At 59.3% G+C, this 20292-nt stretch carries 18 protein-coding genes and 1 pseudogene; 12 read left to right on the top strand and 7 right to left on the bottom strand.

The features are described 5' to 3' along the window. The first annotated feature begins 142 nt into the window (after positions 1 to 142). The 12 genes and pseudogenes from ubiE (at position 143) to ACA062_RS01675 (ending at position 11049) form a co-directional block, all read left to right on the top strand. Positions 143 to 913: a bifunctional demethylmenaquinone methyltransferase/2-methoxy-6-polyprenyl-1,4-benzoquinol methylase UbiE gene (gene ubiE, locus ACA062_RS01730; RefSeq protein ID WP_007948968.1), complete on the top strand. Its 771-nt coding sequence runs from the start codon at positions 143 to 145 to the stop codon at positions 911 to 913. Continuing rightward, on the top strand, positions 913 to 1536 hold the full coding sequence (locus tag ACA062_RS01725) for a ubiquinone biosynthesis accessory factor UbiJ (RefSeq protein WP_497454953.1): 624 nt from the start codon (positions 913 to 915) through the stop codon (positions 1534 to 1536). The genes ubiE and ACA062_RS01725 overlap by 1 nt, the downstream gene beginning before the upstream one ends. Next, positions 1533 to 3137, top strand: a complete 1605-nt coding sequence (ubiB, locus tag ACA062_RS01720) for a ubiquinone biosynthesis regulatory protein kinase UbiB (RefSeq protein WP_497454952.1) — start codon at positions 1533 to 1535, stop codon at positions 3135 to 3137. The genes ACA062_RS01725 and ubiB overlap by 4 nt, the downstream gene beginning before the upstream one ends. Before the next feature lie 81 nt (positions 3138 to 3218). Continuing rightward, positions 3219 to 3620, top strand: a complete 402-nt coding sequence (hisI, locus tag ACA062_RS01715) for a phosphoribosyl-AMP cyclohydrolase (protein ID WP_054054645.1) — start codon at positions 3219 to 3221, stop codon at positions 3618 to 3620. Then, on the top strand, positions 3613 to 3945 hold the full coding sequence (locus ACA062_RS01710; protein WP_003220849.1) for a phosphoribosyl-ATP diphosphatase: 333 nt from the start codon (positions 3613 to 3615) through the stop codon (positions 3943 to 3945). Before hisI ends, ACA062_RS01710 begins: the two co-directional genes overlap by 8 nt. A 25-nt stretch (positions 3946 to 3970) precedes the next feature. After that, positions 3971 to 4249: a twin-arginine translocase TatA/TatE family subunit gene (locus tag ACA062_RS01705; RefSeq protein ID WP_010464483.1), complete on the top strand. Its 279-nt coding sequence runs from the start codon at positions 3971 to 3973 to the stop codon at positions 4247 to 4249. A 10-nt stretch (positions 4250 to 4259) separates the two neighbouring features. Next, positions 4260 to 4712 carry a Sec-independent protein translocase protein TatB gene (tatB, locus tag ACA062_RS01700; RefSeq protein ID WP_497454951.1) on the top strand — a complete coding sequence of 151 codons (453 nt, stop codon included), beginning with the start codon at positions 4260 to 4262 and terminating at the stop codon, positions 4710 to 4712. Then, positions 4709 to 5503 (top strand): twin-arginine translocase subunit TatC, encoded by a 795-nt coding sequence (tatC, locus tag ACA062_RS01695; protein ID WP_497454950.1) that lies wholly within the window; start codon positions 4709 to 4711, stop codon positions 5501 to 5503. The genes tatB and tatC overlap by 4 nt, the downstream gene beginning before the upstream one ends. Next, a complete protein-coding gene (locus ACA062_RS01690) occupies positions 5500 to 6207 on the top strand; it encodes a 16S rRNA (uracil(1498)-N(3))-methyltransferase (protein ID WP_497454949.1) in 708 nt (235 codons plus the stop codon). Before tatC ends, ACA062_RS01690 begins: the two co-directional genes overlap by 4 nt. Positions 6208 to 6386: 179 nt before the next feature. Continuing rightward, positions 6387 to 7448, top strand: a pseudogene (locus ACA062_RS01685) (methyl-accepting chemotaxis protein); the annotation flags it as partial. After that, complete coding sequence (locus ACA062_RS01680; RefSeq protein WP_497457347.1) at positions 7440 to 8303, top strand: methyl-accepting chemotaxis protein; 864 nt, start codon at positions 7440 to 7442, stop codon at positions 8301 to 8303. The pseudogene ACA062_RS01685 and the gene ACA062_RS01680, both read left to right, overlap by 9 nt. Before the next feature lie 445 nt (positions 8304 to 8748). Further along, positions 8749 to 11049, top strand: a complete 2301-nt coding sequence (locus tag ACA062_RS01675; RefSeq protein ID WP_497454948.1) for a hypothetical protein — start codon at positions 8749 to 8751, stop codon at positions 11047 to 11049. A gap of 148 nt (positions 11050 to 11197) precedes the next feature. Here the strand turns inward: ACA062_RS01675 and ACA062_RS01670 are convergent, their stop codons facing one another. From ACA062_RS01670 to pip, 7 genes are all read right to left on the bottom strand, one after another. After that, positions 11198 to 11932 carry an amino acid ABC transporter ATP-binding protein gene (locus ACA062_RS01670; RefSeq protein ID WP_497454947.1) on the bottom strand — a complete coding sequence of 245 codons (735 nt, stop codon included), beginning with the start codon at positions 11930 to 11932 and terminating at the stop codon, positions 11198 to 11200. Then, a complete protein-coding gene (locus ACA062_RS01665; RefSeq protein ID WP_497454946.1) occupies positions 11925 to 12884 on the bottom strand; it encodes an amino acid ABC transporter permease in 960 nt (319 codons plus the stop codon). The genes ACA062_RS01670 and ACA062_RS01665 overlap by 8 nt, the downstream gene beginning before the upstream one ends. Before the next feature lie 174 nt (positions 12885 to 13058). After that, a complete protein-coding gene (locus ACA062_RS01660; RefSeq protein ID WP_497457346.1) occupies positions 13059 to 13856 on the bottom strand; it encodes a transporter substrate-binding domain-containing protein in 798 nt (265 codons plus the stop codon). Between the two features lie 301 nt (positions 13857 to 14157). Continuing rightward, positions 14158 to 16728: a glucans biosynthesis glucosyltransferase MdoH gene (gene mdoH, locus ACA062_RS01655; RefSeq protein WP_497454945.1), complete on the bottom strand. Its 2571-nt coding sequence runs from the start codon at positions 16726 to 16728 to the stop codon at positions 14158 to 14160. Further along, the gene (locus ACA062_RS01650; protein WP_497454944.1) at positions 16721 to 18541 is read right to left on the bottom strand and encodes a glucan biosynthesis protein G; all 1821 of its coding nucleotides are present in this window, start codon (positions 18539 to 18541) and stop codon (positions 16721 to 16723) included. The genes mdoH and ACA062_RS01650 overlap by 8 nt, the downstream gene beginning before the upstream one ends. A 320-nt stretch (positions 18542 to 18861) precedes the next feature. Beyond that, a complete protein-coding gene (dtd, locus tag ACA062_RS01645) occupies positions 18862 to 19299 on the bottom strand; it encodes a D-aminoacyl-tRNA deacylase (protein WP_497454943.1) in 438 nt (145 codons plus the stop codon). Continuing rightward, positions 19296 to 20267 carry a prolyl aminopeptidase gene (gene pip / locus ACA062_RS01640; protein ID WP_497454942.1) on the bottom strand — a complete coding sequence of 324 codons (972 nt, stop codon included), beginning with the start codon at positions 20265 to 20267 and terminating at the stop codon, positions 19296 to 19298. Before pip ends, dtd begins: the two co-directional genes overlap by 4 nt. Positions 20268 to 20292: the final 25 nt, after the last annotated feature.

Genomic DNA, 20292 nt, shown 5'->3' with positions numbered 1-20292 from the left:
CTTTATGGATACTTTCCTGAAGCATCTTGACCGCTACTGCGGCAAAACGTCCCGGCGATTGCCTATCTTACCTTCAGCCTTGCCAAGACAAAGCAGGCCACCGGGATTAGAATGTCCCGCATTCTCTTTTGGTGACAGCGATATGACTGATCAGCGCAAAGGCAGCGATGCCGAACCCACCACTCACTTCGGCTTCAAAAACGTCCCGGAAAGCCAGAAGGCGGAAAAAGTCGCTGAGGTTTTCCACTCGGTAGCGGCCAAGTACGACTTGATGAACGACCTCCTGTCGGGCGGCATGCACCGTTTGTGGAAGCGTTTTGCGATCGAACTGTCGGGCGTTCGCACCGGCAACCGAGTGCTGGATATCGCCGGCGGCACGGGCGATCTGACCAAAAAATTCTCGCACCTCGTGGGCCCCACCGGCCAGGTCGTGCTGGCCGACATCAACGAATCGATGCTCAAGGTCGGTCGTGACCGCCTGCTGGATCTGGGTGTGGCCGGCAACGTCGAATTCGTCCAGGCCGATGCGGAAAAGCTGCCGTTCCCGGACAACCATTTCGACTGCGTGACCATCGCCTTCGGCCTGCGCAACGTCACTCACAAAGAAGACGCGCTGCGCTCGATGCTGCGGGTGCTGAAACCGGGTGGCCGTTTGCTGGTGCTGGAGTTCTCCAAGCCAACCAACGCGCTGATGTCCAAGGCCTACGACGCCTACTCGTTCGCCTTCATGCCACTGATGGGCAAGCTGATCACCAACGACTCGGAGAGCTATCGCTACCTGGCCGAATCGATCCGCATGCACCCGAATCAGGAAACCTTGAAGTCGATGATGGTCGAGGCCGGTTTCGACCGCGTGACCTATCACAACATGACCGCAGGCATCGTGGCCCTGCACCGCGGCATCAAACCCTGATGTTGCTGGCCGGTCTGCTCGCCAGCGTCGAACTTGGTCTGAACCGGGTGCTGCGGCTCGACAGCACGGCGCTGCCGCGGCTGGCGCATTTGAGTGGCAAGGTGATCGCTGTCGATTGTCGCAGCCCGGCATTGCAGCTGTTCATCCTGCCCAGCGATGAAGGCCTGATGCTTGCCTCCCACTGGGAAACCGGCGCCGACTGCACCTTGCGCGCACCGGCCTCAAGCCTGCTGAAACTGGCGATGAGCAAGGACAAGAGCTCGGTCCTGCATGACCCTCAAGTTGAACTCGACGGCGACAGCGGCGTGCTGCTGGAACTGGCGGCGATCCTTCAGGACCTCGAACTGGACTGGGAGTACGAACTCTCGCGCTGGCTCGGTCCGGTGGCCACGTACCTGGTCGGCGGTCACCTGCGCAGCCGCGCACGCTGGTATCAGCAAGGGTTCGCCAGCCTGAATCAGAACCTGGGCGAATACCTGGCCGAAGAATCGCGCACCCTCGTCGGTCAGCGCGAAGCTGAAGGCCGTTTCAGTGAACTGGACCAGATCAAGCTCGATCTGGAACGTCTCGAGGCGCGCTTCGAGCGCCTTTCCCGATCCCTCGACCCAAGCGATAACGCATGAAGCTGCTTGCCGTCCGCCGTTTGTTGCGCATCCAGCGCGTCGTGATCCGCTACCGCCTCGATGACCTGCTGTTTGCCCTGCCGCTGCCCTGGTTTCTGTTGGCGCTGCGCTATGCCTTGCCGTGGCGCTGGTTCCCGCGCAAGGCCCTGGACCTGAGCCGCGGCGCGCGATTGCGTCTGGCGTTGCAGGACCTGGGACCGATTTTCATCAAGTTCGGGCAGATTCTCTCCACGCGCCGCGACCTGCTGCCGGAAGACATCGCCGATGAGCTGATGAAGCTGCAGGACCGGGTGCCGCCGTTCGACTCGCAAGTGTCGATCAAGCTGATCGAAGAACAGCTCGGCAAAAAGATCAGTGAAGTGTTCAGCCGCTTCGACGTCGAACCGCTGGCCTCGGCCTCGGTGGCGCAGGTGCATGCCGCGCAACTGAAAACCGGCGAAGAAGTGGTGGTCAAGGTCATCCGCCCGGGCCTGAAACCGATTATTGCTCAGGACCTGGCGTGGCTGTTCATCCTCGCCCGCGCCGCCGAAAAGCTCTCGGCCGATGCCCGCCTGCTGCACCCGGTGGACGTGGTCCTGGACTACGAAAAAACCATCTACGACGAACTCGACCTGTTGCGCGAAGCGGCCAACGCCAGCCAGTTGAAACGCAACTTCGATGGCTCGGAGCTGCTCTACGTACCGCAAGTCTATTGGGACTGGTGCCGGCCGAAAGTGCTGGTGATGGAGCGTATCTACGGGATCCAGGTCACCGACCTCGCGACCCTCGCCGATCAACGCACCGACATGAAAATGCTCGCCGAGCGCGGCGTGGAGATCTTCTTCACCCAGGTGTTCCGCGACAGCTTCTTCCACGCCGACATGCACCCGGGCAACATTTTCGTCAGCACGGTCAATCCATGGAGCCCGCAGTACATTGCGATCGACTGCGGCATTGTCGGCAGCCTGACCCCGGAAGACCAGGACTATCTGGCGCGCAACCTGTTCGCGTTCTTCAAGCGCGATTATCGTCGCGTGGCGCAATTGCACATCGATTCGGGCTGGGTGCCGGCGGAAACCAAACTCAACGAATTCGAAGCGGCGATCCGCACCGTGTGCGAGCCGATTTTCGAAAAACCGTTAAAAGATATTTCCTTCGGCCAGGTGCTGATGCGCCTGTTCCAGACCGCTCGACGCTTCAACATGGAAGTGCAACCGCAGCTCGTGCTGCTGCAAAAAACCCTGTTGAACATCGAAGGCCTGGGCCGTCAGCTGTACCCGGACCTTGATCTGTGGAACACCGCCCAGCCGTTCCTCGAACGCTGGATGCGCGAGCGGGTCAGCCCCAAAGCCTTGCTCGGCAATGTGCAGAGCCAGTTCGAACAGTTGCCGCACCTGGCGAACATGGCCCGCGATCTGCTCGAGCGCATGTCCCAGCCCCACGCCTATGATCCTCCACCGCCGTGGCATCGACGCAAGGACGACTGGCTCCTGCGCCTGCTCGGTTGTGCGCACCTGGCCGGCGGCACGATACTCGCCGCAGGTGGACCATTGAACGAAATGGGCCATTGGCCGGCCGGCATCATGGTGGCCGTCGGCTTGTATCTGGTCGTTCGTCGATAGCCAGCGCCCCCGCACGCTGGCACACTGTTTCAACGCCTGTGCCCGACTAATGAAGTGTCGGGCCCGCTGTCGGAGTCGATGATGAAAAACTGGCTGGACGAGATCAAGTGGGACGCCGACGGCCTGGTGCCGGCGATTGCCCAGGATCACAAAACCGGACGCGTCCTGATGATGGCCTGGATGAACCGGGAAGCGCTGGAACTGAGCGCTGCCGAGAACCGCGCCATTTACTGGTCACGCTCGCGTGGCAAGTTGTGGCGCAAGGGCGAAGAATCCGGGCACGTGCAAACACTGCATGAAATGCGTCTGGACTGTGATGCCGACGTGATCATCCTGATGGTCGAGCAGATCGGCGACATCGCTTGCCATACCGGCCGCCAGAGCTGCTTCTACCGTGTCTTCGAGAACGGCGACTGGAAAACCGTCGACCCGGTCCTGAAAGACCCGCACGCCATCTACAGCGCAGGACACACCCATGAGTGATACGTTGACCCGTCTGGCCCAGGTACTGGAAGAGCGCAAAGGCGCCGCCGCCGACAGCTCGTATGTCGCCAGCCTGTACCACAAGGGCTTGAACAAGATTCTGGAAAAAGTCGGCGAAGAGTCGGTCGAAACCATCATTGCCGCCAAGGATGCCGCCATCAGCGGCGACTGCAGCGATGTGATCTACGAGACCGCCGATTTGTGGTTCCACAGCATGGTCATGCTCGCCCAACTGGGGCAACATCCACAGGCTGTGCTCGATGAACTGGACCGTCGCTTCGGTCTGTCCGGACACGTCGAGAAAGCCTCGCGCCCGTCCGCCTGAACAACTATTAGAGAGGAGCAGCAACATGGGCATTTTTGACTGGAAACACTGGATCGTCATCCTGGTTGTCGTGGTGCTGGTGTTCGGCACCAAAAAGCTGAAAAACCTCGGCACCGACGTGGGCGAGTCGATCAAGGGCTTCAAGAAAGCCATGAACGATGACGAAAAACCGGCCGATCCGACCGTGACCCCTGCACAACCGGTGCCACCGGTTCAGCCGCAGACCACGCAGTCCGTGAACCAGCCGCACACCATCGACGTGCAGGCGCAAAAAGTCGAAGAGCCGATCCGCAAAGACGTGTGAGCACTGACTAATGTTTGGTATCAGCTTCTCTGAACTGCTGCTCGTCGGCCTTGTGGCCCTGCTGGTGCTGGGCCCCGAGCGTCTGCCGGGTGCTGCGCGCACCGCCGGCCTGTGGGTCGGGCGCCTGAAGCGCAGCTTCAACGCGATCAAACAGGAAGTTGAACGTGAAATCGGTGCCGACGAGATTCGTCGGCAACTGCACAACGAGCACATTCTGTCGCTGGAGCAGGAGGCGCGGAAGATTTTCACCCCGACTCAGCAGGAGCCAACCCCCGTTCAGCCGGTGGCGGAGCAGCCCCTTCATTCTCCGACGGCAGTCGCTACGCCTGGTGCTACCCCAACCGATACGGTGACCGCCGCCGAACCGCCGCCGGTTGCCGCGCCCGTAGAACCCGTTACACCTGCGGCTGCGCCTGTTGCGCCGGCCCCTCATGACCCCACATTGCCGCCGCGAGCCCCATGAGCGATCTTCCTGAAAACGACCAGCACATGCCGCTGGTTTCGCACCTCACCGAGTTGCGTACCCGCCTGCTGCGCTGTGTAGCGGCGATTTTCATCATCTTCGCCGGGTTGTTCGCGTTCACCCAGCAGATCTACACCTTCGTCTCCACGCCGCTGCGCCAGTACCTGCCGGTCGGCGCGACGATGATCGCCACCGACGTGTCCTCGCCGTTCCTCACGCCGCTGAAGCTGACCATGATGGTGTCGCTGTTCCTGGCCATCCCGGTGATCCTGCATCAGATCTGGGGCTTCATCGCGCCGGGGCTGTACAAGCATGAGAAGCGCATCGCGGTGCCTTTGCTGGTGTCCAGCATCCTGCTGTTCTACACCGGCATGGCGTTCGCCTATTACCTGGTGTTCCCGCTGATCTTCAAATTCTTCGCCGCCGCCACCCCGGCCGGCGTGGAAATGATGACTGACATCAGCAGCTACCTCGATTTTGTCATGACGCTGTTCTTCGCCTTTGGCGTGGCGTTCGAAATCCCGGTCGCCGTGGTGCTGCTGGTGTGGATCGGCGTGGTCAACGTCGCCTACCTGAAGAAGATCCGTCCGTACGTGATCATCGGCTGCTTCGTGGTCGGCATGATCCTCACACCGCCGGACATCTTCTCGCAGACCCTGCTGGCCATACCGATGTGGCTGCTGTTCGAGATCGGCATCCTGTTCGGCGGCCTGATCAGCAAGCGCGGCGAGCACCCGGACGATCAACCGGTTGACGATCACAACGACCAGCCGCCAGCGACCCAACCGTGAACCTGCTGCTCCTCGAAGAGGCCGACTTCATTGCGGCCGACCGCGCGATCCTGCGCGATCGCCGGTTGACTCACATGCAGGAAGTCCATCGTTCGGTCGTCGGCGACAGCCTGCGTGTCGGGCGGATCGACGGGTTGATGGGCACGGCCGAATTGCTGCGCCTGGACGCCGATGAAGCAGAGTTGCGCGTTACCCTCGACCAACCCCCACCCGCCAAGCTGCCATTGACCCTGATACTGGCCCTGCCACGCCCGAAAATGCTGCGCAGGGTGTTCCAGACCGTGGCGGCCATGGGCGTGCCGCGCATCGTGCTGGTGAACAGCTACCGCGTCGAGAAGAGCTTCTGGCAAACACCCTTTCTGGAGCCCGAGGCGATTCGCGAGCAACTGATCCTCGGCCTCGAACAGGCGCGGGACAGTGTGTTGCCGCAGATCGTCATCGAGAAGCGCTTCAAGCCCTTTGTCGAAGATCGCCTGCCAGCGATGACCGACGGCACCCTCGGCCTCGTTGGCCACCCTGGCAACTACCCGCCCTGCCCTCGTGGCCTGGATGAACCGGTGACCCTGGCCATCGGCCCCGAAGGTGGCTGGATCCCCTACGAAATCGACCTGCTGGGCAAGTCCGGCCTGCAACCGGTGCAGCTCGGCGAACGCATCCTGCGGGTCGAAACCGCCGTCACCGCGCTGCTTTCACGACTCTTCTAAACACGCCGCTATCCCTGTGGGAGCGAGCCTGCTCGCGATGGACGTTAACGATGACGCGTGTTATCTGGATAAACGCGTTGTCCTCACGTTTTTCGCGAGCAAGCTCGCTCCTACAGAATGTCGCATGCCTGCCGATACAGCTCCCATAAAACCAACGTTTGGTTCTGGGGAGTTGCAGCATGTACCAATGGCTAGCCGAGAAACTGGGGAACGTCAGCGTCAATCGCAAACTGGGTGTCGGCTTCGGTCTGGTGCTCCTGCTGACGTTGTTAATCACCTTCACCGGCTGGACCGGCCTGAACGATGTGACAAGCCGTGGCGACAAACTCGGGTTCATTTCCAGCCTCAATGAGCTGACCAAAGACCTGCGCATTGCCCGCCAGGACTACGACATGCGTCGCGGCGAACAGGGGCCGGGCGCGGTCAATGACCTGCTGGGTCAGCTCGATACCGGCTTGAAAACCGCCCGTACGCTGATCGAACAACCCGCCGACGCCGCCATGGTCGACCAGCAACTGGCTGCCGTCGCTGAGTACAAGCGCGCCTTTGCCGACATGACCCAGGCCACCGTCACTCGCGAAGACGCCCGCAGCAAGCTGGGAGCGACCGCCGACAACGCCGTGGCCCAGGTCGCCGCCGTGGAGCAATCCTTGCTGCAAGGCGACAGCGTCGCCGACTACAACAACGTGACCGAGCTGAGCAAACTGCTCCAGCAAGCGCGTTATCAGGTTCGCGGTTATACCTACAGCGGCAAGGCCGAAGCCGAACAACCGGCGCTGGACGCTATCGAAATGGCGCTGCAAAGCCTGGCAAACCTGCCGTCCAAGGTGCCGGAACAGCACCTCGCCAATCTGCATCAAGCCAGCGAATCGCTAAAAGGTTATCGCGCTGCCGTCAGCCAGTTCCGTGACTCGCAGATGGCGAACGCCACCGCCCTGAAGCACATGGCTGCACAAGGCGACATCCTCATCGACCTGAGCAAAAAGCTGACGGCGTCGCAGACCGTGGTGCGTGACACCGATGCCGCGCATGCCAAAAACATGCTGTTGCTGGCGGCCCTGCTGGCCCTGGCTTTTGGCTTGCTCGCGGCTTGGGCCATCACCCGTCAGATCGTGGTTCCCCTCAACCAGACACTCAAAGTCGCCGAGCGTATCGCCGCGGGTGATCTGACGCACAATCTCGTTTCGCAGCGCCAGGACGAACTCGGCCAGCTGCAGCGCACCATTCAGAGCATGACCCAAGGCCTGCGCGAACTGATCGGTGGCATCAGCGATAGCGTCACGCAAATCGCCAGCGCTGCTGAAGAGCTATCCGCTGTCACCGAGCAGACCAGCGCCGGAGTCAACAGCCAGAAGGTCGAGACCGACCAGGTTGCGACCGCCATGAACGAGATGACCGCCACGGTTCAGGAGGTCGCACGCAACGCTGAAGAAGCCTCCGAGGCCGCTGTCGCTGCCGACCAGCAAGCCCGCGAAGGTGACAAAGTGGTCGGCGAAGCCATCGCCCAGATCGAGCGCCTGGCCATCGAAGTAGGTCACTCAACCGAGGCCATGGGCCATCTCAAACGCGAAAGCGACAAGATCGGCAGCGTGCTCGACGTGATCAAATCCGTGGCCCAGCAAACCAACCTGCTGGCCCTCAACGCCGCCATCGAAGCCGCCCGTGCCGGTGAGGCCGGACGCGGTTTCGCCGTGGTTGCCGACGAAGTCCGCAGCCTCGCCCAGCGGACCCAGAAGTCTACCGAAGAAATCGAAGAGCTGATCGTCGGCCTGCAAACCGGCACCCAGCAAGTGGCGACCATCATGGACAACAGCCGCAGCCTGACCGACAGCAGCGTCGAACTGACCCGCCGCGCGGGTGGGTCGCTGGCCAACATCACCCGCACCGTGTCGGCGATCCAGTCGATGAACCAGCAGATCGCCGCTGCCGCCGAGCAGCAAAGCGCCGTGGCCGAAGAGATCAACCGCAGCGTGCTCAACGTGCGCGATGTGTCCGAACAGACTTCGGCCGCCAGTGAAGAGACCGCGGCCTCCAGTGTGGAGCTGGCGCGGCTTGGCACCCATCTGCAGATGCTGGTGGGGCGGTTCAAGGTTTAAAGGGCATAACAATAGGCTTGTGGCGAGGGAGCCCCGCTCCCGCCGAGTCGCGAATGAGGCCGTCTTCGCCGGCAAGCCGGTCTCGCTCCCACATTAGACCGAGTCGTCAATAACTGCGTGCCCTGCCCCTCGGCCCCAGACCACGCTGCTTTTCACGACTACCCCAACTTCTTCAGACCGCACACTCCCCTGTAGGAGCTGCCGCAGGCTGCGATCTTTTGCTCTTGATCTTCGACGGCCCACAGTCGCCAGAATCAAAAGATCGCAGCGGCGAACTAACCTGATCAAAGCCCACAGTTCGTCCTCCAGGGAGACAACGGAAAAATTAAAATGTTGGAGGGTAGACCACTTCAATCACTCTCTCCACTAACAGTTCTGATAGTAGTCAATGGGCCTTTGCGAGCGTTAAATCAACCCTGATACCAACGCATGAACAGGTGCCATCATGTCAATCCAACAACAAAACCACGAACCGCAAACGCCTGACTCTTTTTTATTACCTCCCACTGTGTCTGACACAGAAAATGATGTGTTGAACTACAACAACCTCACGACCAGCCCAATCGTAAAAGTTCAGCCCTGGATTGGAGTCAACAGCCAATCAAAATTATGGCTACATTGCGAATGCACTTACGCCGATGGGCGAGGCGGAGTTATTGAATTGGCAGAAGCCGTACCCGTGGGCGATGCGACAGGCGGATCAACATTCTCCTGTGAACTGCCACTTGATGTGCTGGCCGAGTTGGGCGACAACTCAAACATTGCCATCATCCTGATGGTCAGTAACGATGGCACACTGGATAAACAATCCCTCAGCACTATCCGCTACAACCTGATGTTTCAACACCCTACAACCCTGACCAATTACAGCCGCTGGATGACAGATATCGGCACTTCCCTGGAACACTTGAAAATACGTGACCTGATACTACCCGAAGCCCATAATGCGGGCGTCGACCAGAAAGGGGCGGGGTGGCCGGCTGATTGGTGGGCGGCTTGTCAGGATGACTCTTTTACCTATCAGCTGAATAATGGTATTCGAGCGATTGACCTGCGCTTGTACAGAGCGGGCGGTGACAACAGGTTTGAACACAATGGTTATCACGCAAGTCGTTACCTAAGAGATCTCGAAAGCGCAGTCCTTAATTTCACAGAGCAGAATCCTGGTGAATTAGTGATATTAGACTTCCATGAAGTATTCTTGGGCAGTCAGGAGAAGCACGCATTAGACATAATGCTACTAAGAATCGGGAATCGTTGCATCCCCGCCGACGCACACAACCTGACGATCAAACAAATACGCAGCCGATACTCTGGCAAAAACATTGTTGTCGCGTGGACCTATTCACATCCACTCTGCTGGAGAAAAGTCCATCAGACATGGACTGGAAACTCTCTCAACTCCGCAGGCGGGATTGCCCACCACATGGACAAAATCTGGAGCGAGCCGCTGCCAACCGGACTTTGGTCCATGTTTGCATGCGGCTACGATGGGCTTTCGGGCCCTATGCGATTTGATTCTTCAGCGGTTTTCTGGGATCGTTTTTTTAGCCGCGTGGGATCGGATAAATATCGCCAGCCCACCAGGGGCAATTTGATTAACATTGATTTTTTCGCTGGAACTGGTGCCGTCGACAGATGCATCAATGCCACACGAAACAGGGCAATTAAAGCCGCGGAAAGTGTCGTCGAGGGCTTTATCATCAGCAAAACAGACCACCATAACGCGCAATTAATGTGGAAGCGGTCAGGCGAAGCTGGAAACCTTTCCGGCTACACAATTTTCCAGAACGACACATATCTTGCTAGCCTTTCCTCAGACGCCATAGGATATCCGGTCACAGGATTAGTCGATGGAAGAACGTATCGCTTCCAAATTATCGCCCACTTCACCGACGGAGACGGTGCTACTGCTGAAGCTACAATATCAATTCCAGACATCACAAACCCCAGCAGACCCTATCAGCTCAGAATTGAAACTTGGGGCCCCGAACATTCGCTCCTTGTGTGGGCAAGGTCGACTGATAACGTCGCCCTCAGTCACTACGAGATTTATCGTAACGACGAACCCTCACCAATAGGTACAAGCAGTCATGCTGTCTTTAAAATCGAAGAAATTACTAACGTTACATATGTAGTTCGCGCTGTGGATACCAGCAACAACTATGCTGACTCTGATCCGCTGATAGCGAGCGGCGACTTTACACCACCCAGCAAACCTGCCAACCTTAAAGCCTCTGCGAAGTACGATAATACCGTCATTCTGGAATGGGATCCATCCAATGATAACGTTGCACTCGCCGGCTACCAGATTCACCGTAACAATAAATGGATTCAAATGGTTGACAGTAACTTTTTCAGCGAAACCCTCAGCGCCGGCACCTACACTTATATGGTGCGCGCGGTGGATACGAGTAGAAACACTACCAACTCCGACGAGCTGACGTTCAGACTTGGCGCGCCACTACCCTCCAAACCAACCCAACTCAGAGTCACGAACCTTGTTGGCACTGTCTATATTACGTGGAACGGCTCAACGGACAATATCGGCCTCTTCTATGAGATTTACCGAAACGGCCATCTGCTGGCCAAGGTCGACCACCAACCCACGCAGCACGGGGCGCAAGGCTTTGTGACTAAAAACTTGGTTACTCCCTGGTCAATCGTGGTGCGGGCACGCAATATTGGAGTGGACTATGTCGACTCAGACCCAGCGACAAGCGCCATAGGCGTCGAAAGCACATAGTTTCAGCGTTGTAGCAAGTTGCCTTGGGGCCGGAGACGGGCCCAAGGCTTATACCTCGAAAAACGCCATCACGGCGAATGTCCTGCGCCGGGTTCACCTTGACGGCAGCAACCCCTTGGGCACCGCCGGCACAATCAGTAAGTGGCGGTTATAGAACCTGCCGCAAAAACGCTTGAGCCCTGGGATCCTTTGGCGAATCGAAGAACTCCGCGGGCGAAGCGTCCTCCAGCAATTTCCCGTGATCGAAGAACAACACCCGATCCGCCACTTCCCGCGCGAAGCCCATTTCGTGGGTCACGCAGACCATGGTCATGCCTTCCAAGGCCAGGGTTTTCATTACGTCCAGCACTTCACCGACCATTTCTGGATCAAGCGCCGAAGTCGGCTCATCGAACAGCATGACCTTCGGTTCCATAGCCAGTGCCCGCGCGATGGCCACACGCTGTTGCTGACCGCCAGACAGCCGTGACGGAAACTCGTTGGCCTTTTGCGCAATACCGACCTTCTCCAGCAACGCCAAGGCCTTGGCCTCGCGCTCTTTCTTGCCGCGCTTGCGTACGACCTTTTGCGCCAGGCAGAGGTTTTCCAGCACGGTCATGTGCGGGAACAGGTTGAAGTGCTGGAACACCATGCCGACTTCGCGGCGGTAGGCGTTGACGTCAGTTTTCGGGTCGGCCAGTTGCAGGCCGTCAATGCTGACCGAACCCGAGTCGAATTCTTCCAGGCCATTGAGGCAACGCAGGAAGGTCGACTTGCCGGAACCGGACGGGCCGATCACCACCAGCACTTCACCCTTGGCCACTTGCGTGGTGACGTTATCCACCGCGCGAACCACCTGGCCGCGGGTGTCGAAGACTTTTACCAGATCGCGGACTTCAATCACTTTGCGCGAGCCTCCGCTCAAGCCGGCTGGCGATTTTCGACAGCGGCAGGTTGATCAACAGGTACAACCCGGCCACGCAGAACAGGATTTCGAACGGCGAGAACGAGGTGGTGATAACTTCGCGACCGCTTTTGAGCAGTTCGGTAATCGCGATCACCGACACCAGCGAGGTGTCCTTGACCAGGCTGATGAATTGCCCGGCCAGCGGAGGCAATACGCGCTTGAAGGCTTGCGGCAGCACCACATGACGCATCGACTGGCCAGCGCTCAGGCCCAGGGAGCGCGCCGCTTCGTTCTGGCCGCGGGCGATCGACTGCACGCCGGAACGGATAATCTCCGCCACGTAGGCGCCGGTGAACAACGACAGTGCGGCGATCCCGGCGAATTCCCGGGACAGGTTCATCACGGTGCCGATGAAGAAGTAGAAAATGAAGATCTGCACCAACAGCGGCGTGCCGCGTACCAGTTCGACGTAAATCGTCGAGAGGTCGCGCAGGGTCGGGTTGTTCGACAGCCGGCACAGGCCGGTGGCGAGGCCGATCAGGAGACCGAGCACGCCGGACACCACGGACAACCACAAGGTGGTCCAAAGGCCCCACATCAGTGGTCCTGCGGCCCAATGGCGGGTGACACCAATGACATCGCCTTCGGCCACATCATCGCCCTGGGCGACTTGCAGGCTGTTGTCGTCGACGATCAGGCGTTGCTCGTCGCCAGCATCGTTGCGCAGGGTGACTTCAGCCTTGTCGCCGTTGCGCACCAGTTCGCTGACGGTGGAGATGTCGGCGGCGCGTTGGGATTCTTCGGCGTGGTAGGCGAAGTATTGCGGCACGCGGTTCCAACGCCATTCGTAAGACATCAGCGAGGTGGCGTAGTACAAGGCGCCGGCCAGGCCGATCAACACCAGCACGGTCAAGACGTGCCAGGGCCATTGGGCTTTTTTCTGTTTCATTTGCTCTGAAGGTTCCGAATTCTATGTCGCCAGGGATGCCGCCATCGCGGGCAAGCCCGCTCCCACAAGGTTCTGCGCCGGACACAAAATTTGTGTTCACCCAGATAACTGTGGGAGCGGGCTTGCCCGCGATTGGGGCGGCGCGGCGCTACTGACACCCTGCCGCGGTTAGCCTTATTCCATGTCCTTGAGCCAAGCGGTGTCTTTGAACCACTTGTCATGGATGCGATCGTAGGTGCCGTCTTCGTGGATCTGGTGCAGGAAGTTGTTGATGAAATTGATGCTGTCGTAATCCCCCTTCTTCAGACCGAAGGCGAGCGGCTCGTAGGTGAACGGCTTGTCGAGGAACACCAGCTTGCCGGCACCGACCTTGTTCACGGCGACAACGTTGTAGGGCGCATCGTAGATGAACGCGTCGGCCTTGCCGTTGACCACGTCGAGCACCGCTTCCTGCTCGTTGTCGTAGCCGTGGTATTGGGCTTTCGAGATCAGCTTGCGGGCGACCATCTCGCCGGTGGTGCCGAGCTTGGAGGTGATGCGGTAATCGGCGGTGTTCAGGTCTTTGTACGACTTGATGGTGCCTTCCAGCTCCTTGCGGATCAGCAGGGTCTGACCGACCACGATGAAGGGTTCGCTGAAGTTCAGGCGCAGGTTGCGTTCCTGGGTCAGGGTCATGCCGCTGCCGATCATGTCGAACTTGTCGGTGAGCAACGCCGGGATGATGCCGTCATAACCGGTGGACACCAGCTCCAGCTTGACGCCCATGGCTTTGGTCATGGCTTTGAGGATATCGACTTCAAAACCGATGATCTCGCCGCGTTTGTTGGTCATTTCGAACGGCATGTAGGTCGGGTCCATCCCGACTTTCAACGTGCCGCGCTTGACCGCATCGTCGATGGCACCGGCCTGCGCCGTGCTGACTGCCACCAGTGCCGTAACGCCGACCAGCAGCATCGAGAGATACTTCTTCATCATCAAGTCCCCAAAACCATTGCGTTGTGAGGCGCGCAAACGGCGGGTTTCCCTTGGGAAACCGGCAGATACGGACAGAAATTGCCCGGGCGCACCAATTCGGGGACGGATGCTAACGCACTCGGGCGTTTGCACAAGGGTTTACACAGGATTTGTTGGTTCGTGCAGGGTCGGAAAAGCAAAAGATCGCAGCCTTCGGCAGCTCCTACATTGTCCGCGTGTAAACCGGATCCTGTAGGAGCTGCCGAAGGCTGCGATCTTTTAAAGCCCCCCGCTTCGTTTCAGAAGCGGGGGCTTTTGATCACGCCAACTGAGGCTGCGCGCTCAGCGGTTTGAGCGGCAACAGTGGCGCATGGGGATCGGCACTGACCGATTTTCGCCATGCTTGCAGCCATTCAGGGTGACTTTCGTCCCAGATCTGCTCATGCAAGCGACCCAATGCCACCGGATCACTCAGCAACTCCACACGCTCTTTGTTGGTCAGCCCCTCTGGCCCGACTTTCATTGCATGGCGCACCCGTTCGATGCGCAGCCATTCGATCGGCTCGGCCTGAAGATGGCGCGAAGTCGCCAGCGAGCAAGCCAAGGCGTTCTGCTGTGGATCGACCACTGCCCGGACAAAGCCGTCATTCAGCGCATGCCAACGGTTTTCGTGGGTGTACTGGTCGGTTGCCAGCAACGCCTGTGGCGGATTGTATTCCTCAGGGATCAGGAACAGGCTTTCGTCTCGGGACTTTAGGCCCAGGCCGACACGACTGGAAATCACCGACACCGGGATCGACAGCATCAGCGAACCGACGATCGGCACCAGCCACCAGAGGAAGCTCGGGTTCAGCCAGATCACCAACAGCGCCCAGAAAAAGCCCAGCAAGGTTTGCGGACCGTGGCGTTTGACCGCTTCGCTCCAGGGTGTGGAGTCATCGTCACGTTGCGGCGAGTTCCAGGTCGCGGCCCAACCGAGGAACGCGGCGAGCACGAAACGGGTATGGAAGATCATCCGCACCGGCGCCAGCAGCATGGAGAACAACATCTCCAGCAGCATCGACAGCGTCACCTTGAACTTGCCACCGAACTCTTTCGCGCCCTTGGCCCAGATCAGGATGATGCTCAGCAACTTCGGCAGGAACAGCAGCACGATGGTCGTCGAGAACAGCGCGATCGCCTTGTCCGGGTGCCATTGCGGCCACAGTGGATAAAGCTGGCGTGGTTCGAGGAAGTACTGCGGCTCCATCAGCGTGTTGACCGCCAGCAGCGCCGTCGACAAGACCAGGAAGAAGAACCACAACGGCGCCGACAGATACGACATCACGCCGGTCAGGAACACTGCCCGGTGAACCGGGTGCATGCCCTTGACCAGGAACAGCCGGAAGTTCATAAGGTTGCCGTGGCACCAGCGACGGTCACGCTTGAGTTCGTCCAGCAGGTTCGGCGGCAGTTCTTCGTAGCTGCCCGGCAAGTCGTAGGCAATCCACACACCCCAGCCGGCACGGCGCATCAGCGCAGCTTCGACGAAGTCGTGGGACAGAATCGCACCGGCGAACGCGCCTTTACCGGGCAACGGCGCCAAGGCGCAGTGCTCGATGAACGGCTTCATGCGGATGATCGCGTTGTGGCCCCAGTAATGGGATTCGCCCAACTGCCAGAAGTGCAGACCGGCGGTAAACAATGGACCGTATACCCGGGTCGCGAACTGCTGCATGCGCGCATACAGCGTATCCATGCCCGACGCACGCGGCGCGGTCTGGATGATCCCGGCGTCCGGCGTGGCTTCCATCAAGCGCACCAGACTGGTCAGGCATTCGCCGCTCATCACCGAGTCAGCGTCGAGCACCACCATGTATTTGTAATCACCGCCCCAACGACGGCAGAAGTCGTCGAGGTTGCCGCTTTTACGTTTCACGCGGCGGCGACGGCGGCGATAGAAGATCTTGCCAAAGCCCTTGGCTTCGCGGCAGACGTCCAGCCAGGCTTGTTGCTCGGCAACGCAGATGTCGGCTTCGTTACTGTCGCTGAGCACGAAGAAGTCGAAGCGATCAAGGTTACCCGTGGCGGCGACCGACTCGAACGTCGCTCGCAAACCGGCAAACACCCGCGGCACGTCTTCGTTGCAGATGGGCATGACCAGTGCGGTGCGCGCGTCCTTGGGGATCGGCTCGTTACCGGCGCTTTTACCGGAAATCCGGTATTTGTCATGGCCGGTGAGCAACTCGAGGAAGCCCATCAATGCGGTCCAGAAACCGGCCGATACCCAGCAGAACAGTATCCCGAACAGTATCAGGATGCTGGTCTGCAACGCATACGGCAGCACTTGCGTGACGGTTTGCATCAACGGTTGGTGCAGGACTTCATCCAGATCGACGAACGACCAGCCCTGGTACGGCATGATGCCCTTCATGTACCAACCGGCGACGATGGTCTGACCGAGCATCAGTACCAACAGAATGTAACGCCGGATCGAACCGACGGTGCGCCAGCGAGCCGCCGGCAGCACGTTTTCGTCTTTCGGTGGCTTCGGCGGGTTGGTGCGGCCGGTCAGGCGACGCCAGCCACGCACCAGAATATTGGTGCGCCACGGCTCCGGCACGACTTTGGTCCGACGAATCGGCGGGGTCGCCCGCAGGCAGACCCGGCCGCTGGCGTCGAGCATCAGCATTTCGGCGTCCGCCAGTTCTTCGGCGGTGTTCAGGGTCAGGCGACGACCGACCGAGGCTTGGGCAGCCTCGGTCGGTGCGTCGAACGTCGAAGACGACAGGCGTTCGTGCAATTCGCTGAAGGACTGACAGCCCGCGAGTTCCGCGCGCTGCTCGTCGGTCATCGGCAGATGCGCCAGATACTCGGCAAGCGTCTCTGGCTGTACTTGAGAATTACTCATCGGCAGGCAACTGGTAGCTCCAGGTCTCGGTCAGGACTTCTTCAGTCGGCGCCGATTCCGGTGTGGCTGGGGCCGCGTCGGCAGCTGCAGGCTGCTTGGCGTCTTTGTTGTCCTGATCCTTGGAATCCGCGACAGGCTTGGCTTCGGCCTGTTTGGCTTCAGCTTGCTTGGCGTCCTTGGCTTCCTTGTCCAGCTTCTCCTGCTGTTTGGCGGCGACCTTGTCGGCCTTGGCAACGGAAGAGTTGGAGGCAGGTACGGGCTTGGCCAGGTCGGCGGTCACGATGTTCTTGACCAGTGCGGCACGCATTTCCGTGGCCTTGCTCGGGTCCTTGATCTTCATGCGCAGGGTCAGGCGCCAGCCCTTGGTTTCAGGGTTGTAGCGCACGCTGTTCTCGACCAGCTCGGCATTTTCGCCAACGCTGACCTGGCTGCGAACTTCCGTATCTGCAGGCAATGCCAAAAGCGACGGGCCTTCGAAGTCCACCAGGTAGGCAACGCTGCCATCCGGCTGACGAATCAGGTTGGACTGTTTCACGTCACCGGTGGAACGCAGGGTCTGTTGCACCCAGGCGCTGTCCGGCGCATGAAGGGCGGCTTCGTCGATGGTCCAGTGCATGCGGTAGGCAACGTCGAGCGGCTGGCCAGGCTCAGGCAGCTTTTCCGGGCTCCAGAACGCCACGATGTTGTCGTTGGTTTCGTCGGCGGTCGGAATCTCGACCAGGTCTACAGAACCCTTGCCCCAATCGCCTTTTGGCTCGATCCAGGCACTTGGGCGCTTGTCGTAGCGGTCATCGAGGTCTTCGTAATGGCTGAAGTCACGGCCACGTTGCAGCAGACCGAAACCGCGCGGGTTTTCGATGGAGAAGTTGCTGACAGCCAGGTGTTTCGGGTTGTTCAGCGGGCGCCAGATCCACTCGCCGTTGCCGGCATGGATCGACAGGCCGCTGGAGTCATGCAGCTCGCGACGGTAGTTCAGCACCTTCGACGGCTGGTTGGCGCCGAACAGGAACATGCTGGTCAATGGCGCAACGCCAAGCTTGGTGACCTTGTCACGCAGGAACATCTTGGCCTTGACGTCGACCACGGTGTCGCTGCCCGGACGCAGGGTCAGGCGGTAAGCACCGGTGGCACGTGGCGAATCCAGCAGGGCGAAGATGACCAGGTGCTTGTCACCCGGTTTCGGCTGTTGAATCCAGAACTCAGTGAAACGCGGGAACTCTTCGCCGGACGGCAACGCGGTATCGATCGCCATGCCGCGGGCGGACAAGCCATAGGTGTGCCCCTTGCCGACCACACGGAAGTAGCTCGCACCGAGCATCGTCATGATCTCGTCTTGCTTGTCGGCCTTGTTGATCGGGTACAGCACACGGAAACCGGCATAACCCAGTTGTTCGGTGGCTTTAGGGTCGAACTTGACGTCGCCAAAATCAAATCGCTCAGGGTCGTATTTGATCTCTTCGACGGTGTTAGCCGTGATTTCGTTGATTTTCACCGGAGTATCGAAGTGCATGCCCTGGTGATAGAACGACAGCTTGAACGGGGTTTTCTGATCGGCCCACTCGGCTTTCTCGGTGCGGAAACGAATTTTCTGATAGTCCGCGAATTTCATCTCGCGGAATTCGTTCGGCAGGTTACTGCGCGGGGCTTCGTATTTCTGCCCGGCCAGCTCTTTTGCCTTGACCGATACATCATCCAGATTGAATGCCCAAAGCTGGCCGGCGCTGAGCAGGCAAAGCAGTGCAGAGCCCGCTACCAGAGCGCTTCGTAACCGTTTGGCAGACAATTTTGGTGCATTACAGGGACTAACAATCACGAGCAACCCTCGCCGAAAACAGATCAAAAAACCAACGGCCAGTTAAAGCGCCAGCACGGTGTGCGGTGTAAAAAACCGACCCTGCGAAACACTCTTGCCAAGTTGGCGAGCATTGTTCCGACTCCTCTGGGGCTAAATGATTCCCCAACAGGTATCGGACAAGTCTCTACCTAAGTCAAAATGGGCCAACGAACGCTGATCCCCGTAACGCGCGATTATCTAGTATGCCGCGTTACAACACATCAGGGGCAACCCAGTATTTCTCGCGAAAAAACCCTGTTTTCAGTCGAAAAGAGCTTAAAAACCTGTTTCTAGCGCTTTCACGTCTGTAACAGAAAGGTGACCGGGCCATCGTTGACCAGGTGCACCTGCATATCCGCGCCGAATCTACCTGATGCCACAGTGCCATGCACCTGTTTTGCCTTGTCTAAAAGATAGTCGAAAAGCTCCTCTCCCAGGGCCGGAGGGGCAGCGGTCGAAAAGCCCGGACGCAACCCGCTTCGGGTATCGGCGGCCAGGGTGAACTGAGAGACCAGCAGCAACCCGCCGTCGACATCCGCCAGGGACAGATTCATCTTGCCCTCGGCATCGCTGAATACTCGATAGTTAAGCAGCTTATGCAGAAGTTTGTCGGCACTGGCCCGAGTATCCTCTGGCTCGACGGCCACCAGCACCAGCAAACCCTGGTCCACTGCGCCAACCACCTCCCCCGCTACCTCGACTCGCGCGCCTCGCACGCGTTGCAGCAGAGCCTTCATGCTTCTTCAGGCGCCAGATCGAGCAGACGCCGGGCCATCAGATCGGCGGCACGCACCAGCGCATCGGTAATGCCGGGCTCGGAAGCGGCATGGCCAGCGTCACGGATCACCTGCAATTCACTGTTCGGCCAGTTCTGATGCAGTTCCCAGGCATTATCCAGCGGGCAGATCACGTCGTAGCGACCGTGGACGATGACCCCAGGCAGATGGGCGATCTTGCCCATGTCGCGGATCAGCTGGTTCGGTTCAAGGAACGCGTTGTTGGTGAAGTAATGACATTCGATACGGGCGATGGACAACGCGCGCTGTGGCTCGGAAAAACGGTCGACCACCAGCGGGTTCGGACGCAGGGTCGCCGTCCGTCCTTCCCACATGGACCAGGCCTTGGCCGCGTGCATCTGGGCGATCTGGTCGGTACCGACCAGGCGCTTGTGGAAAGCCGAGAGCAAATCGTCGCGCTCATCCTGCGGGATCGGCGCGATGTAGTCTTGCCAGTAGTCGGGAAACAGTCGGCTGGCACCCGCCTGGTAGAACCACTCGATTTCCTGCGGACGGCAGAGAAAAATCCCGCGCAGAATCAGGCCATGGACACGCTCCGGGTGGCTTTGCGCATAGGCAAGGGCCAGGGTCGAACCCCACGAACCACCGAACAACACCCATTTGTCGATGCCCAGGTGTTTGCGGATGCGCTCAAGGTCGGCGACCAGATCCCAAGTGGTGTTGTTTTCCAGGTTGGCGTGGGGGGTGGAGCGACCGCAACCGCGCTGGTCGAACGTCACGATGCGATACAGGTTCGGATCGAAATAACGGCGGCTCTGGGCATCACACCCTGCGCCTGGGCCGCCGTGGATGAACACTACCGGCAAACCTTCCGGTGAACCGCTTTCGTCGACATAGAGCGTGTGGGTTGCATCGACAGCCAGATCGTGCCGGGCGTGGGGTTTGATCTGCGGGTACAAAGTCTGCATTGCGCGCTCCGTAAGGGGTCGAGGT

This window comes from Pseudomonas sp. LBUM1679 (genome assembly GCF_059695565.1).
Note: the sequence above shows the minus strand (reverse complement) of the source record. Positions and strands in the feature narration are given on the sequence as shown.

Bases quoted from the DNA above. Each gene is read 5' to 3' on its own strand.
- ACA062_RS01660 (WP_497457346.1), bottom strand. From the start codon at position 13,856: ATGAAGAAGTATCTCTCGATGCTGCTGGTCGGCGTTACGGCACTGGTG.
- ubiB (WP_497454952.1), top strand. From the start codon at position 1,533: ATGAAGCTGCTTGCCGTCCGCCGTTTGTTGCGCATCCAGCGCGTCGTG.
- hisI (WP_054054645.1), top strand. From the start codon at position 3,219: ATGAAAAACTGGCTGGACGAGATCAAGTGGGACGCCGACGGCCTGGTG.
- ACA062_RS01705 (WP_010464483.1), top strand. From the start codon at position 3,971: ATGGGCATTTTTGACTGGAAACACTGGATCGTCATCCTGGTTGTCGTG.
- mdoH (WP_497454945.1), bottom strand. From the start codon at position 16,728: ATGAGTAATTCTCAAGTACAGCCAGAGACGCTTGCCGAGTATCTGGCG.
- dtd (WP_497454943.1), bottom strand. From the start codon at position 19,299: ATGAAGGCTCTGCTGCAACGCGTGCGAGGCGCGCGAGTCGAGGTAGCG.
- ACA062_RS01665 (WP_497454946.1), bottom strand. From the start codon at position 12,884: ATGAAACAGAAAAAAGCCCAATGGCCCTGGCACGTCTTGACCGTGCTG.
- tatC (WP_497454950.1), top strand. From the start codon at position 4,709: ATGAGCGATCTTCCTGAAAACGACCAGCACATGCCGCTGGTTTCGCAC.
- ACA062_RS01675 (WP_497454948.1), top strand. From the start codon at position 8,749: ATGTCAATCCAACAACAAAACCACGAACCGCAAACGCCTGACTCTTTT.
- pip (WP_497454942.1), bottom strand. From the start codon at position 20,267: ATGCAGACTTTGTACCCGCAGATCAAACCCCACGCCCGGCACGATCTG.
- tatB (WP_497454951.1), top strand. From the start codon at position 4,260: ATGTTTGGTATCAGCTTCTCTGAACTGCTGCTCGTCGGCCTTGTGGCC.
- ubiE (WP_007948968.1), top strand. From the start codon at position 143: ATGACTGATCAGCGCAAAGGCAGCGATGCCGAACCCACCACTCACTTC.
- ACA062_RS01710 (WP_003220849.1), top strand. From the start codon at position 3,613: ATGAGTGATACGTTGACCCGTCTGGCCCAGGTACTGGAAGAGCGCAAA.
- ACA062_RS01725 (WP_497454953.1), top strand. From the start codon at position 913: ATGTTGCTGGCCGGTCTGCTCGCCAGCGTCGAACTTGGTCTGAACCGG.
- ACA062_RS01680 (WP_497457347.1), top strand. From the start codon at position 7,440: ATGACCCAAGGCCTGCGCGAACTGATCGGTGGCATCAGCGATAGCGTC.